At 58.6% G+C, this 13,870-nt stretch carries 12 protein-coding genes; 5 read left to right on the forward strand and 7 right to left on the reverse strand.

The genetic code is table 11. From position 1 onward, the window contains the following. Window positions 1–54: 54 nt before the first annotated feature. From ABD013_RS08620 to ABD013_RS08630, 3 genes are all read right to left on the reverse strand, one after another. A complete protein-coding gene (locus ABD013_RS08620; RefSeq protein WP_343804887.1) occupies window positions 55–297 on the reverse strand; it encodes a hypothetical protein in 243 nt (80 codons plus the stop codon). 279 nt (window positions 298–576) lie between these two features. Then, a complete protein-coding gene (locus tag ABD013_RS08625; RefSeq protein WP_343804889.1) occupies window positions 577–741 on the reverse strand; it encodes a DUF1328 domain-containing protein in 165 nt (54 codons plus the stop codon). A 22-nt stretch (window positions 742–763) separates the two neighbouring features. Continuing rightward, window positions 764–1,075: a BON domain-containing protein gene (locus ABD013_RS08630; RefSeq protein WP_343804890.1), complete on the reverse strand. Its 312-nt coding sequence runs from the start codon at window positions 1,073–1,075 to the stop codon at window positions 764–766. A 558-nt stretch (window positions 1,076–1,633) separates the two neighbouring features. Between ABD013_RS08630 and ABD013_RS08635 the strand changes: the two genes are divergently transcribed. Further along, window positions 1,634–2,932 (forward strand): DUF2254 domain-containing protein, encoded by a 1,299-nt coding sequence (locus tag ABD013_RS08635; RefSeq protein WP_343804891.1) that lies wholly within the window; start codon window positions 1,634–1,636, stop codon window positions 2,930–2,932. 76 nt (window positions 2,933–3,008) lie between these two features. On the opposite strand, the gene ABD013_RS08640 is transcribed toward ABD013_RS08635, so the two are convergent. Next, window positions 3,009–3,548 (reverse strand): molybdenum cofactor guanylyltransferase, encoded by a 540-nt coding sequence (locus ABD013_RS08640; protein ID WP_343804892.1) that lies wholly within the window; start codon window positions 3,546–3,548, stop codon window positions 3,009–3,011. Then, the gene (locus ABD013_RS08645; protein ID WP_425543397.1) at window positions 3,545–6,187 is read right to left on the reverse strand and encodes a nitrate reductase; all 2,643 of its coding nucleotides are present in this window, start codon (window positions 6,185–6,187) and stop codon (window positions 3,545–3,547) included. The genes ABD013_RS08640 and ABD013_RS08645 overlap by 4 nt, the downstream gene beginning before the upstream one ends. Window positions 6,188–6,675: 488 nt before the next feature. Here ABD013_RS08645 and ABD013_RS08650 point away from each other — a divergent pair, with 488 nt between their 5' ends. From ABD013_RS08650 to ABD013_RS08665, 4 genes are all read left to right on the forward strand, one after another. After that, window positions 6,676–8,058, forward strand: coding sequence for a CmpA/NrtA family ABC transporter substrate-binding protein (locus ABD013_RS08650; RefSeq protein ID WP_343804896.1), 1,383 nt, complete (start codon window positions 6,676–6,678; stop codon window positions 8,056–8,058). A gap of 53 nt (window positions 8,059–8,111) precedes the next feature. Further along, window positions 8,112–9,116: an ABC transporter permease gene (locus ABD013_RS08655; RefSeq protein WP_425543398.1), complete on the forward strand. Its 1,005-nt coding sequence runs from the start codon at window positions 8,112–8,114 to the stop codon at window positions 9,114–9,116. Window positions 9,117–9,261: 145 nt separating this feature from the next. Next, window positions 9,262–10,116 carry an ABC transporter ATP-binding protein gene (locus ABD013_RS08660; RefSeq protein ID WP_343804898.1) on the forward strand — a complete coding sequence of 285 codons (855 nt, stop codon included), beginning with the start codon at window positions 9,262–9,264 and terminating at the stop codon, window positions 10,114–10,116. Window positions 10,117–10,160: 44 nt separating this feature from the next. Beyond that, window positions 10,161–11,312 carry an NAD(P)/FAD-dependent oxidoreductase gene (locus ABD013_RS08665; protein ID WP_343804900.1) on the forward strand — a complete coding sequence of 384 codons (1,152 nt, stop codon included), beginning with the start codon at window positions 10,161–10,163 and terminating at the stop codon, window positions 11,310–11,312. 263 nt (window positions 11,313–11,575) lie between these two features. Here the strand turns inward: ABD013_RS08665 and ABD013_RS08670 are convergent, their stop codons facing one another. Both ABD013_RS08670 and ABD013_RS08675 read right to left on the reverse strand, forming a co-directional pair. After that, on the reverse strand, window positions 11,576–12,331 hold the full coding sequence (locus ABD013_RS08670) for an enoyl-CoA hydratase/isomerase family protein (protein WP_343804902.1): 756 nt from the start codon (window positions 12,329–12,331) through the stop codon (window positions 11,576–11,578). A gap of 96 nt (window positions 12,332–12,427) precedes the next feature. Further along, window positions 12,428–13,804 (reverse strand): GntP family permease, encoded by a 1,377-nt coding sequence (locus ABD013_RS08675; protein WP_343804904.1) that lies wholly within the window; start codon window positions 13,802–13,804, stop codon window positions 12,428–12,430. Window positions 13,805–13,870: the final 66 nt, after the last annotated feature.

The following is a 13,870-nucleotide window of genomic DNA, read 5'->3' on the forward strand; positions in this document are numbered from 1 at the left end:
TAGGCGGCTGTCGCACTACAGGGTTGAGCTCTCGCCTCAAAAAATAATAACCGATCAGTGACTCTGGGTGGGCAGCAGCCGGTCATACTCGCGTTTGACTACTGCATAGCATTCGCAAGCTCTGGCCTCCAGTCCTGCCCGGTTGGTGATTGTGATGTGACCTCGATGATAGTGGATGAGGCCGGCACTCTTTACCACTGCGTGATTGAGCATGGTTTCGCCGCCCATAAACAAGGCAACACCCAGGATCCCTTCATTACCGACCATGGCGATTTCGGCAGGGGAGCCATCAAGCATGACGTAGACCAGGGAGACGATGGAGTCTATCGGGAAATAGGCATGGCGTAATACGCAACCGGACTCTTAGAGCGTATGGCCGAGTGGCAGCGAGAACTTTTCCAGATGTGGAAGGAGGCGTGCATATTCATCTGCAGGCAAGGCTGCGAGCAGGTGGTTTTGTCGCGGGTCATCAGCGGGATACACGGTTGATCTCCTGCACAGGTGTGTCGAAACAACACTCCTGTGCCCTCATTGCTATCGGATGGGGCACCATCCCCGGACGCTGGAACGTCCGTGTCACTTTCGGCGCTTCAATCCCATAACCAGCGTGACGATAAACAGCACAATAAAAACCAGGAACAAAATCTTGGCGATTTCGACGGCACCTGCTGCGATACCGGTAAACCCCAGTAATCCTGCAACCAGCGCGATTAAGAAAAATACAGCCGCGTAATACAGCATATTGTTTCTCCTTACGGGGCCGTTACTTGACCCTCATGTCGTTTCGGACCGCTTTAACGCCCTCAACGCTTCGTGCTACCTCGACGACCCTGTTGATATCGGCTTGCGAGTTGACGAAGCCGCTTAGTTGCACCACGCCTTTGAAAGTTTCGACGTTGATTTCAGCAGATTTCAGAGTGGGTTCCTGGAAAATTGCTGCCTTGACTTTGACCGTTATGACCGTGTCATCGAAATACTCGCCGGTTCCTTCCTGCTGGGACGTGGATGCGCAGCCTACGAGCAGAGCCAGTAATAACACCATGAAAAATGCGGGGGATTTTTTAAGTAATAACATGAACCGGTACTCCGAATAGTCAGGAAGACTGTCAGCCTGGTGGTTTCAGACTGTTCTGACGAGCAGCACGTACAGATGCATGGGTCCCGTCATCATTGCTAATGATAGTTCAACTCCGTGTCTGCGATGACATGCGCATGGCCATGTGAAGACGGCACTGATGCTCCATTGGTTCGGCATGCTCTTGTGAGCGTTAGCGTACAGAAGCCTGCCTAGAATCAAGGGAGAATAAACAGGACAACTCAACTCCTGCTGTCGAGTAACAACACCCCCGGCTTCCGGGGGGAGGCCGGGTCAGAGTCAGCAATGGCGTTATGGAGCGTTACTGAGCACCCCTGACGGAGTGATAAGTATAAAAAAGAGGTGACACCATGAAAAACGTGAAGCGTTTAACACGGGGGCCGTGGCAGCAGTCATGCTGTTCAGCCTGGCGAACGCTATCTATCCTGGGGCTCCCTCCAAAAAGACGATGCGAGGCGCGATACACAGTCAAAGTCTAGACTCCAACAAGCAACCGGTTAACCAGGCAGCGTTTTCGAACGTATGGAGGGTGGCGCGATGGGGGATCGATTAAGCTTCTATATTCGGCGCATCCGGGAGCGTCTGTGGGTCAGGCCGCTCGCCACGTGTGTGCTGTCCGTCGTTATTGTTTTTCTTGCGAAACTGGCTGACAGGCAGGACATCGGCCGTTACGTAGTGTTGATCACCCACGACTCAGTTGAAAAACTGCTTACCATTATTTCGTCCAGTATGCTGGTGATCGCCACCTTTGCTGTCGGGTCAATGGTCGCTGCCTATGCCTCCGCAAGCCGCACGGCAACCCCGCGTTCTTTTTCCCTGATTATCTCCGACGACCTTTCTCAGAACGCACTGTCGACCTACATCGGTGCCTTTATCTTCAGCATTGTGGCGCTGATTGGCCTGAAAAACGGTTACTACGATAAAGTCAGCCGTTTTACCTTATTTGTCATCACCGTGTTGATACTTGCAATGGTGATTGTGACATTTGTGCGCTGGGTTGATTGTATTGCCCGGCTGGGGCGGATCACGAACACAGTCGAAAAAGTGGAAGCGGTTACAATCAAGGCCTTGCGGCGGCGTCGCCGGATGCCTAACTTGCGGGGCATACCTGCGGAAGGTCTGCAGCACCGGGGACAAGCGGTCTACGGTGAGTCGATCGGTTATGTGCAGCGCATCGAGATTTCGGCATTGCAGACCCATGCCGAGAGCGCGGGGTTACGAATTCAGGTGGCGGCATTGCCTGGGACGTTTGCTGCGCCGGGCCGTGTACTGGCTTATGTTGTCGGTGATCAGGGAGCGCAGGTGGATTTCGATCCGGCCCCGGTCGCACAGGCATTTGTAATTGGAGCACACCGAGAATTCGATGAGGATCCTCGTTTCGGTCTCGTAGTGTTGTCTGAAATCGCCAGCCGGGCATTATCACCGGCAGTCAATGATCCGGGCACGGCGATTGGCATTATCGGATCCTTCGTGAGACTTTTTGCGCTTTGGGTCGAGCCGGTGGATGATGACGACAGGGACGATTCCGAATGTGATCGCGTGGTAGTACCCGAGATATCCGTGCAGGACATGTTCGACGATGCCTTTACCGCCATCGCGCGTGAGGGAGCGGGTACCATTGAAGTGGCTAGCAGACTGCAAAAGGCGTTTGCTTCTCTGTCCAGCCTGGATGATGCCGCAATGCGAGACGCTGTGACGCTGCATGCTCGTCGTGCACTTGCCCGTTCGGAATTGGCGCTGGCACTTCCTGATGATTTGGAGGAAATACGCCGGTTGGCGACATTTGCGCTTTCAGTTCAGCCGGGGGAGGTAAAGGAGGGGGTGATCAGTCCTTAAGGCAGAGCACCTATGCGGGCCTTGAAAACCTGTGAACAAGTCTCCCGCATGGACTATCCTCGGTTTTGCCTGGAGGCTAGGCCCCATTCATATTCAGCAGCACATCTTCCTTCAGCTCCACCCCGACTGACGGCATGTCTCGCAGCACCCTCATCATCCGCGCTTCCCCCGTCTCGACCAGTCGTACCAGTTCGGGTACCAGCGTTGCCGGTATCAGTGCATGAAGCGGGTGCTCACGTCCGTAGGCGCTTAGATAGATCCAGTGCCCCGGGTACACGTTGGCCGCATCCAGCAGCAAGGCAATATGCTCGGGCCGGATGCCGGGGGTATCGCAGGGCAGGATCAGGAAACGGTTGCCGGGCAGCTCAGGCAACAGCTGGGCAAGAGCGACCAGCGGCCCGGGGAAATCATGCTGTGGGTCGCTGAGCAGCGGCAGGCCAAACATGGAGTACAGCCCCGGGTTGCGGTTGCAGTTGAGGTAGAGCCGATCGCAATGGGGGCGCAGGGCATCGATGGAATACTCCACGCGGGGGCGCCCCTGATAGGGCAGCAACCCCTTGTCGGCGCCGCCAACGCGCCGGCCACTGCCGCCGGAGAGGATCAGGCCGGTGGTCATGCGCTTTTATCCGTGATGGCATGCACCTTGATCAGCTCTTTCAGTTCCGGCAGGCAGGAGCCGCAATTGGTACCGCACTTGAGCTGTTCACCCAGTGCCTGTGCCGAGTCCGCGCCCTCGGCGATGGCGGCGAGGATCGCCGGCTCGCGGACCTGGAAGCAGCTGCAGATCATCGCCCCGGTGGCCTGATCGCCCGGGGCTTTGGCTGCAAGCAGCTGGCGCCGGGTGTCCAGATCGATCTCGCGGCTGAACTGCTCATCCAGCCAGTCCAGGTCGGGCAATTCCTGGTTCGGTTCTACCAGCAGTATCCATTCCAGCCGTTGGTTGCTGATGCCGGCGGCACGGTAGCGGCCGTTACTCAGGTCTTCCAGCCAGAGGCTCGGTGTGCCGGTCAGGGCTTCGCACCAGTCACGCCAGTTAGCCACAGGTGTGCTGTCAGCCAGCCGGTAGCTGGTGCAGTGACTCAGGGGGACACGGGTCCACCAGTGACCTTCTATGGCCAGCGGTTTACGCACCAGTAGTCGAGCTTCCCAGCGCATCTGCAGCGGGCGCAGGGCGGCACGACCCTGCTTGGATTCCGGCTGGCCGGAGAAGGGGTCTACCACCGGGGCGAACAGGCTGCCGCTGCAGCCTTGCTGAGTGAACTGGCGGGTCCAGTGCATGGGGATGAACACCTCGCCAGGACGTTGCTGGTCGCTGATGCGGATGCGTCCTCGGTAGTGGCCAAGATCGTTGTGCAGTTCGGCCAGTTGCAGGTGCTCGACACCGAAGCGTTCGGCATCCGTCGGATGGATCTCGATGAAGGGTTCGGCATGGTGTTGCAGCAGGCGAGCGGCGCGGCCGGTCCTGGTCATGGTGTGCCACTGGTCCCGGATTCTCCCCGAGTTTACCAATAGCGGGTACTCACTATCAGGTTGCTGTTTCGGTGCCTGCGGCGTGACCGGCAGCAGTCGCGCCCTGCCGCTCGGAGTGAAAAAATGGCCATCGGCAAACAGCCGTGGCGTGCCCTCGGGAGCCTGCTCGTTAACCGGCCACTGAATCGGCTTGAGGGCGTCGTAACCCTCGTCACTGAGCTCGGCCAGCGCACTGATGTCGAAGCCGCGGCTCCGGTTGTTCTCGAACCCCGAAAGCCGGGCATGCTCGCGGAAGATATCGGCGGGGGAGGTGTAATCGAACGCCTCCCGGTAGCCCATCCGCTTGGCCAGCTCGCAGATGATCCACCAGTCGTGTTTGGCTTCTCCCGGTGGTGGTACCAGCCCTCGCTGGCGCGAGATGCGCCGTTCCGAGTTGGTCACGGTGCCGTTCTTTTCGCTCCAGCCGCTGGCAGGCAGCACGATATCGGCCAGCTCCAGTGTATCGGTGTGGGCCATGCATTCGGAGACGATCACCAGCTCGCACTTCTCCAGTGCGCGGCGTACCCGGTTCGTATCAGGCAGGCTGACCAGCGGGTTGGTGGCCATGATCCACAGCGCCTTGATCTCGCCGCGTTCGATCGCCTCGAACAGCTGTACCGCCTTGTAGCCTTCCTGCTGGGCCATGTTGGGCGCCTGCCAGAAGCGGCCGACCCGGTCGATGAACTCGGGCTGGCTGAAGTCCATGTGTGCGGCCAGCTGGTTGGCCAGTCCGCCTACCTCGCGACCGCCCATGGCGTTGGGCTGTCCGGTCAGCGAGAAGGGGCCCATGCCGGGGCGGCCCAGACGGCCGGTAGCCAGATGACAGTTGATGATGCTGTTGACCTTGTCGCTGCCGCTGCTGGACTGGTTTACGCCCTGGGAGAAGAAAGTAAGCGCTCGCTCGGTGGTACAGAACCAGTCCACCAGTTGTTCAAGATCGGCCAGCGGCACGTCGGCCTGTCGTGCCACCTCGGCCAGATCACCGGCAGTGGCTTGTGCCGATTCCAGTGCCGCATCAAACCCCTCGGTATGGGCATTGATAAAGGCCTCATCCAGCGCGCCCCGTTGTGCCAGTGCGGCGAGGATGGCATTGAAAATCAGTGCGTCGCTGCCCGGTTTCAGCGCCAGATGCAGGTCGGCCAGATCGGCGGTGGCGGTGCGACGCGGGTCGATCAGTACCACCCTGCGATCAGGATTGGCGGCCTTGGCGGCGACCATACGCTGGTACAGGATCGGGTGGTTCCAGGCGGCATTGGAGCCGACCAGCACCATCAGTTCAGCCTGATCGATATCCTCGTAGCTGCACGGCTGCAGGTCGCCGCCAAAGGCGCGCTTGTAGCCGACTACGGTGGACGACATGCACAGCCGCGAGTTGGTATCCACATGGGCCGAGCCGATGAACCCCTTCATCAGTTTATTGGCCACATAGTAGTCCTCGGTCAACAGCTGTCCGGACAGGTACATGGCCACCGACTCGGGGCCATGGCGGTGGATGATCGCTTCCAGCCGGGTGGCCAGCGTATCCAGTGCTATGTTCCAGCCGTATTCGCGGCCATCCACCCGCGGTGCCAGCAGCCGCTCCTCGGGGCCGGTGGTCTCGTGCAGGGCGCTGCCCTTGACGCAGAGACGCCCCCGGTTGGCCGGGTGTTCGCTGTCGCCACTGACGGCGATGACCCGCTGGCTATCCGTAGTGGCACTGACGCCACAGCCGACGCCGCAATAGGGGCAGGTGGTCCGATTGCTCATGCTTCCCATGGCGTACTCCAATTCAAAACGCCCAAACAAGAACGCCCACAGCAACCGGCACTTGGGTGTCGATTGTGGTGGGCGTCGTTGCCAATGCTGTTTGTAGTCATTGAAGAAGTAGCTGCAAAAGGGGTGCCAGCGGCGGAAGAGAGGTTAAATCGCTGTTATAAGGGCACAGGACGGGAAACGAGTGCACGAAAAATGCCCGGTTCTGGGGCGCGCTGCCTTTTTGCAGTGCAGCACCGAGTGGGCGGAGTGGCGCATAAAAACCGCCAAAATCGGTAAAGGGTCCTGATTTGCGTGGCTTTTATGATCTTGGCACGGCTTCTGCTTCACTCGAGTCAGACCGGCGCTGCTCAGGCATCGCCACCACATTTCAGTTTCGACACTGACGGCAAGGGCGCCGTTCCATCAACGGAGAATTGATCTCCGGGACATGGAACGGCGCCCTTTTTGCATTTTGCTTCTTGTATCTGGAGAGCGAGACCATGCTGAAACAACCGGGATCATTCAAGCGACTGTTACTGGCGGCGTCCATCGCCATCACCACCCTGACGGCCCAGACATCGGCGCAGGCCGAAGTGGGCTATCCGGAGAAGGAGGAGCTGAAATTCGGCTTCATCAAGCTCACCGACATGGCACCGCTGGCGATCGCCTACGAGAAGCAGTACTTCGAGGATGAGGGCCTGTACGTGCAGCTGGAAGCCCAGGCCAACTGGAAGGTTCTGCTCGACCGCGTCATCGACGGTCAGCTGGACGGTGCGCACATGCTGGCCGGCCAGCCGCTGGGCGCCACCATTGGCTACGGCACTCAGGCGCACATCGTCACCGCGTTCAGCATGGACCTGAACGGCAACGGCATCACCGTCTCCAACGACATCTGGCAGCAGATGAAGGAACACATCCCCATGGGCGAGGATGGCAAGCCGGTGCACCCGATCAAGGCAGACTACCTCAAGCCGGTGGTGGACAAGTACCGCGCCGAGGGCAAACCGTTCAACATGGGCATGGTGTTCCCGGTCTCCACCCACAACTACGAGCTGCGCTACTGGCTGGCGGCCGGTGGCATCCACCCGGGCTACTACGCGCCGCACAAGGGCGATACCAGCGGCCAGCAGCAGGCTGATGCGCTGCTGTCGGTAACTCCGCCGCCGCAGATGCCGGCCACGCTGGAAGCAGGCACCATCTACGGCTACTGCGTGGGTGAGCCCTGGAACCAGCAGGCGGTGTTCAAGGGCATCGGCGTGCCGGTGATCACCGACTACGAGATCTGGAAGGACAACCCGGAGAAGGTGTTCGGTGTTTCCAAGGAGTGGGCCGACAAGTATCCCAATACCCATATCCGTGTGGTCAAGGCGATGATCCGTGCCGCCAAGTGGCTGGACGAGAACAACAACGCCAACCGTCCGGAAGCGGTTGATATCCTGTCGCGTCCAGCCTACGTAGGGGCTGACGCCGAAGTGATCGCCAACTCCATGACCGGCACCTTCGAGTACGAAAAGGGTGACAAGCGCGATGTGCCCGACTTCAACGTCTTCTTCCGTCACAACGCCACCTATCCCTACTACTCCGATGCCATCTGGTACCTGACCCAGATGCGCCGCTGGGGCCAGATCGAGGAACAGAAGCCGGACAGCTGGTACATGGATATCGCCAAAAAGGTGTACCGCCCGGATATCTACCGCATCGCGGCCGAGGAGCTGATCGCCGAGGGCAAGATGGACGCCGCCGATTTCCCGGACTTTGCCTCCGAGGATGGCTTCAAGGCGCCGCAGACCCAGTTTATCGACGGCATCACTTATGACGGTCACAAGCCGAACGAGTATCTGCAGAAGTTCAGTATCGGCCTGAAAGGCGCTGACAAAATCTGATGGCTGTGGGCTCCGGCTGTCGTCGGAGCCCCTCCGAAGGAGGAGGACATACCATGAGCAGTATCCGCATGACCCTCGCCGGCATGTCCGGCATCGCCGGGGTCAAAGCCAACGACACCTTCGCCAGCTGGCTGAAGCGTATGACTCAAACCCTCGGCCTGCCGCTGATCGGCCTGCTGGTGTTCCTGTTCATCTGGCAGGTGGGCGCCAAACAGGTCGACACCTCGCTGGGCCAGTTCCCGGGGCCGACCCAGGTCTATGAACAGGCCAACGCCCTGATCAGTGAACACTTCAACGAACGCGTGCGGGAGAGCGCCTTTTACGAGCGTCAGGAACAGCGTAACGCCGATCATGTGGCGAAAGATCCGGACTACGTGCCGAAAATCCGTGAATACACCGGCAAGTCGACCTTCTTTGACCAGATCGGTACCAGCCTGGTAACCGTGCTGGCCGGCTTCGGTATCGCCGCGCTGATCGCCATCCCGCTGGGCATCTGCATCGGTCTCAACGGCGCACTCTATTCTGCGCTGAACCCGATCATCCAGCTGTTCAAGCCGGTCTCGCCGCTGGCCTGGCTGCCGCTGGTGACCATGGTGGTCAGTGCCGCCTACGTCAGTGATGACCCGCTGTTCGCCAAGTCCTTCCTGACCTCGCTGTTCACCGTGTCGCTGTGCTGCCTCTGGCCGACGCTGATCAACACCGCCGTGGGCGTGTCTGCCATCAGCCCGGACCTGCAGAACGTGAGCAAGGTGCTGCGCCTGAACTGGCTGACGCATGTGGTGCGCATCGTGTTGCCATCGTCGGTACCGATGATCTTCACCGGCCTGCGTCTGTCACTGGGCATCGCCTGGATGGTGCTGATTGCCGCCGAGATGCTGGCGCAGAACCCGGGGCTGGGCAAGTTCGTCTGGGACGAGTTCCAGAACGGCAGCTCTGACTCCCTTGGCCGCATCATGGTCGCCGTACTGGTGATCGGCCTGATCGGCTTTCTGCTGGACCGCATCATGCTGCTGATTCAGCGTGCGGTTTCCTGGGACAAAAACGCAATTACACGTTGAAAAGCTATCTGCGTTGCTAGCGCAGCGTCAAAAATCGGCTCGAATCGGTCATTTATAGACCATAAACTCCCTCATCTCGCCGATTGTTTCCTTGCGCTAGCGGCCTCGATAACGCTTTTCAAAAGCCTGAAGAGGTATGACTATCATGGCTGCACATCTCGAACTGACAGACGTTTCCATCGAGTTCCCGACGCCGAAAGGGGCCTTCAAGGCACTGGACGGGGTCAATCTGAAGATCCAGAGGGGCGAGTTTGTCTCCCTGATCGGCCACTCCGGCTGCGGCAAGTCCACCGTGCTGAACATCGTCGCCGGCCTGCATCAGGCCACCACCGGCGGTGTGGTGCTGGACGGTCGTGAAGTGAACGAGCCCGGCCCCGAACGTGCCGTGGTGTTCCAGAACCACTCGCTGCTGCCCTGGCTGACCGCCTACGAGAACGTGGAACTGGCCGTGCGCCAGGTGTTCAAGGGCAGGAAGAGCAAGGCTGAGATGAAGGAGTGGATCGAGCACAACCTGGAACTGGTGCACATGACCCACGCCATCCACAAGCGCCCGGACGAGATCTCCGGCGGCATGAAGCAGCGTGTCGGCATCGCCCGTGCGCTGGCGATGGAGCCCACCGTACTGCTGATGGACGAGCCCTTCGGTGCGCTGGATGCGCTGACCCGTGCCCATCTGCAGGACTCGCTGATGGAGATCCAGAACGAACTCAACAACACCGTGATCATGATCACCCACGACGTGGATGAAGCAGTGCTGCTGTCCGACCGCATCGTGATGATGACCAACGGCCCGGCCGCCACCGTGGGCGAGATCCTCAAGGTGGAGCTGCCGCGTCCCCGCGACCGCATCGCGCTGGCCGACGACCCGGAGTACAACCACTGCCGCCATCAGGTACTGCGCTTCCTGTACGAGAAGCAGCGCAAGGTGGAGCCGCTGGATAGCCGCCGCCTCAAGGGCAACGCGGATAAGGCCAGCAAAGAAGCCCGCAAACAGGCTTAAGCATCAGAAGCACAGGCATCAGAGGAATAGGCGGAGGAATGGCTATGCACGCGGAACTGGTGATCGTCGGCAACGGTATGGCCGCTGCCCGACTGGTGCAGGAACTCAAGCAGGGCAGCGGTTTTGAAGGCCGCATCCTGATGATCGGCCGTGAACCCCGACCGGCCTACAACCGGGTGTTGCTGTCGCCGCTGCTGGCCGGCGAGATCGAAGACCAGGCGCTGGAGCTGCACAGCACGGACTGGTACGCAGAGCAGGGCATAGAACTGCTCTGCAAAGACCCGGTGGTGGTGCTGGAACCGGAACGCCACCGCCTGAGAACGGGCAGCGGCAAGCAGATTCAATACGACCAGCTGGTGCTGGCCACCGGCTCCAATTCCAGCCTGCCGCCGCTGCCGGGTATCGACCTGAGCGGCGTCATGGGTTTTCGTACCTGGCAGGACGTGGAGATCATGCGCGAAGCCGCTGCCAAGGGTGGCAGTGCCGTCGTGATTGGCGGTGGCCTGCTCGGGCTGGAAGCAGCGGAGGGCTTGCGCAAACTGGGCATGACCACCCGCGTGCTCCAGCGCAGTGACTACCTGCTCAACCGCCAGCTCGACCGCAACGCAGCTGGCATGCTGCAACAAACCCTGGAAGGGCGGGGGTTGGAGATCATCACCAACGCCGGCGTCGAGTGTCTGCAGGGCAATGAAGCGGGAGAGGTGACTGAAGTAATCCTCAAGGATGGCCGAACCCTGCCCGCCGATCTGGTGGTAGTCGCCGCCGGCGTCACCCCCGAAACCTCATTGGCTCGCGCCGCGGGCCTCGGCTGCGACCGTGCCATCAACGTGGATGCCGAGCTGCGTACCAGCGCTGTGGATATCTTTGCCATCGGTGAGTGTTGCCAATTCGAAGACAACACCTACGGTCTGGTCGCGCCTATATGGAGGCAGGCCAAGGTGCTCGCTCAAATAGTGCGAGGCGAAAGCGATCAGTATGCCGAACAGCCGGTGGCGACCCAGCTCAAGGTCAGCGGGATCTCGCTCTTCTCCTGTGGCGAGATCGATGCACAGAACGCCAGCGTGGTGGAGTACCACGACCCGGAGGTGGGGGATTATCGCAAGCTGTGGCTAAGGGATGAAAAGCTGGTGGGAGCGGTGCTGTATGGAGATACCCGCCAGGGGAATGGATACTTTGAGCAGTTGCTGGCGGAGTGAGCAGAGCTATAGGTGAGCTGCTCAAGTATCCCAATTGTTTTCTTTGGGGCCGCTTCTAACAGTGTTAACCGCTTCTGGGCCGGATCCGAGGGGGCGACGTCTGGTTTCCCTGCCTTGAACGGACTCAATGCTGGCCTCAATGGACTTAACCCGCTCCGCTAGAAACACCTTGCCTGTGGTTTCACAGGAACCAGCTTGTCCATTAGACCCTCCTTGCGGGGCTAACGCTGGTTGTTGCTGAACACCCTGTCAGTGAATGTGAGCTATTTAGCCTTCCAGTTCGGAGAACGTTTTTCCGCAAAAGCAAGGGCGCCTTCTTTCGAATCTTCTGTTTGCAGGAGCCATTCGAAGCATTCGCGTTCAAGTCGGACTCCTTGAGGCAGTGGCATATCAAGCCCCTGCATAACAGCGACTTTCATCTTTTGTACTGCGAGCGGAGCGCTCTTGATGATTTCGACAGCAATCTGCTGGCACTTTGACATCAGTTGGTCCGCTGGAACTACATGGTTGACCAGACCTAGACGATAGGCTTCGTTTGCATCGATACGGCCACCGGTGTACAGCAACTCAAGTGCGTTGCCTAACGGAATCAGGCGGGGTAATCGCTGGGTCCCGTGGCCGCCAGGAATCCAGCCGAGCCGGACTTCACCAAAGCCATAATGGGCGTCGTTAGTAGAAATTCGAATATCGGCGCCTAATGCCTGTTCCAGGCCGCCACCATTGCAATGCCCATGAATGGCTGCAATCACTGGCTTGGTCAGGGTCAGCATGCGTGGATACATGCGATCCTTGAAGCCTTCTGCGGCTGGTGATTTGACCCATTTGATATCGGTGCCGACACAAAATGCGCGACCCTCTCCACTGAGGATTCCCACCCTCAAATTGGGGTCGTTTTCAAGATCATCCCATGCATCAGCGATCGCGTTATATGTTTCACCATCGCAGGCATTCATAACGTCCGGGCGGTTGATCCGAACGTGGACGATGCCACCTGATTTTTCAACGATAACTTTTGTCATTACTTTTCCTTTACTCAGCAAATGTGCGTTCAGTATTTCGTGTAAGGGGGGCTACGGGCCGCAATTGAATCAGGGGCTGCACGAGTGTGGCGAGCGCTATATGAGCGCGGCTACCCCCATCATACAAAGCGTTGCAACCACCGGAATGACCACGGTGATGACACCGATATCCTTGTATGCTTCCTTGTGGGTAAGCCCGGTAATACTCAGCATCGCCACAATCGCACCGCAGTGTGGCAGTGAATCAAAACCACCACTTGCCATGGTTGCAATTCGGTGTAGGACTTCCGGTTCGATTCCCATTTCCAAATAGGCCGGCGACATGGTTTGCATGAATATCTGTACTCCGCCTGATGACGATCCAGTGATGGCCGAGACCAAACTGACCGACGTAACCATGGATAAGAGAGGGGGCAGTCCTGATTCCAGCATCACGTTGATAAAACGCTCAAAGCCCACGGTGTGGCTGACCACGCCACCAAAGCCGATGACGGCGGCGGTATTTATCAGTGGCATGATCGAGTCATGGGTGCCCCTGCCCAAAACCTGTACTGACTGTTGGCGAATGACAGGAAAAATCGCCAGCGCAAGCAGAGTCCCGCTGAGCAGTGCAATACTAGGCCATACGATGGGTTGGCTATTGGCAAAAACCACCAGATCAATAGCCAGGCCTCCGTCTGCAAGGCTGGCTTCGCTGAGAGAGAGTTTAATGACACGAGGTAAAATGATGGTGCTCAGTACAAGAGCCAAGGGCAGACAAGCAAGCGCCCAGTGGGGGTAGCGGCCGCCTTCTTGTTCGATATTGGAGATTTGGTCATTAGGGCCTGGCACGAAATGCTCCCCGTTGGCTCGAGCTTGAATGCGTTGCCTCTCCAAATACCACATGCCACCGCCAAACATGATTAGCCCGCCGATAAGGCCCAGCCAGCCACCGGCGAACAGGTCGGTACTAAGTGCTGCAGAGGATATGACATTTTGAACAGAGGGGGTGCCGGGGAGTGCCGTTAAGGTAAATGTCCCTCCCCCCAAAGCCAGTGCCGCACAGAACAGTCGCTTGGGTATGTCTGCCTCCTGCAGCAGCTTCAGGCCCACTGGGTACATGGCAAAAATAACGACGAAAACGACCACCCCGCCGTAGGTCAATAATGCACAGGCCAGCGTCGTGATCCAGAGGGCGCGATATGCTCCCAGTTTTCTTACCAGTGCTTGTGCGAGCGAAGCTGCCGCATGGCTTTCGCCCATCACACGGCCGAAAATTGCACCACTGGCCAGCAGAAGAAAGAATTTGCCGGCAAAGGTAAAGGCACCTAGCGGGCCAAAGGAAAAGTACTCGGTCAATCCTGTAGCCAATGGCAGTCCATTGGTGAGGATGACCAGCAAGGAGCAGAAAACGGCTGAAAAAATGATGTCGACCCCTTTCAGGGCAAACCAGATAAGCAGGCAGACGCTTGCAATAAGACCGATGTATTCCATAGTTTTTCTTTATTTTATTTGAATTATGATTTTTATAATGTCTGCTTTGCTTGTGGTCTGGCTTGT

It is taken from the genome of Marinobacterium maritimum, assembly GCF_039523155.1.
GTDB classification, from domain to species: Bacteria; Pseudomonadota; Gammaproteobacteria; order Pseudomonadales; family Balneatricaceae; genus Marinobacterium; species Marinobacterium maritimum.

What these genes read in the sequence shown, in the direction of transcription:
- ABD013_RS08655 (WP_425543398.1), top strand. Translation starts at nt 8,112, where the DNA reads ATGAGCAGTATCCGCATGACCCTCGCCGGCATGTCCGGCATCGCCGGG.
- ABD013_RS08660 (WP_343804898.1), top strand. Translation starts at nt 9,262, where the DNA reads ATGGCTGCACATCTCGAACTGACAGACGTTTCCATCGAGTTCCCGACG.
- ABD013_RS08620 (WP_343804887.1), bottom strand. Translation starts at nt 297, where the DNA reads ATGCTTGATGGCTCCCCTGCCGAAATCGCCATGGTCGGTAATGAAGGG.
- ABD013_RS08675 (WP_343804904.1), bottom strand. Translation starts at nt 13,804, where the DNA reads ATGGAATACATCGGTCTTATTGCAAGCGTCTGCCTGCTTATCTGGTTT.
- ABD013_RS08630 (WP_343804890.1), bottom strand. Translation starts at nt 1,075, where the DNA reads ATGTTATTACTTAAAAAATCCCCCGCATTTTTCATGGTGTTATTACTG.
- ABD013_RS08650 (WP_343804896.1), top strand. Translation starts at nt 6,676, where the DNA reads ATGCTGAAACAACCGGGATCATTCAAGCGACTGTTACTGGCGGCGTCC.
- ABD013_RS08665 (WP_343804900.1), top strand. Translation starts at nt 10,161, where the DNA reads ATGCACGCGGAACTGGTGATCGTCGGCAACGGTATGGCCGCTGCCCGA.
- ABD013_RS08645 (WP_425543397.1), bottom strand. Translation starts at nt 6,187, where the DNA reads ATGAGCAATCGGACCACCTGCCCCTATTGCGGCGTCGGCTGTGGCGTC.
- ABD013_RS08625 (WP_343804889.1), bottom strand. Translation starts at nt 741, where the DNA reads ATGCTGTATTACGCGGCTGTATTTTTCTTAATCGCGCTGGTTGCAGGA.
- ABD013_RS08635 (WP_343804891.1), top strand. Translation starts at nt 1,634, where the DNA reads ATGGGGGATCGATTAAGCTTCTATATTCGGCGCATCCGGGAGCGTCTG.
- ABD013_RS08670 (WP_343804902.1), bottom strand. Translation starts at nt 12,331, where the DNA reads ATGACAAAAGTTATCGTTGAAAAATCAGGTGGCATCGTCCACGTTCGG.
- ABD013_RS08640 (WP_343804892.1), bottom strand. Translation starts at nt 3,548, where the DNA reads ATGACCACCGGCCTGATCCTCTCCGGCGGCAGTGGCCGGCGCGTTGGC.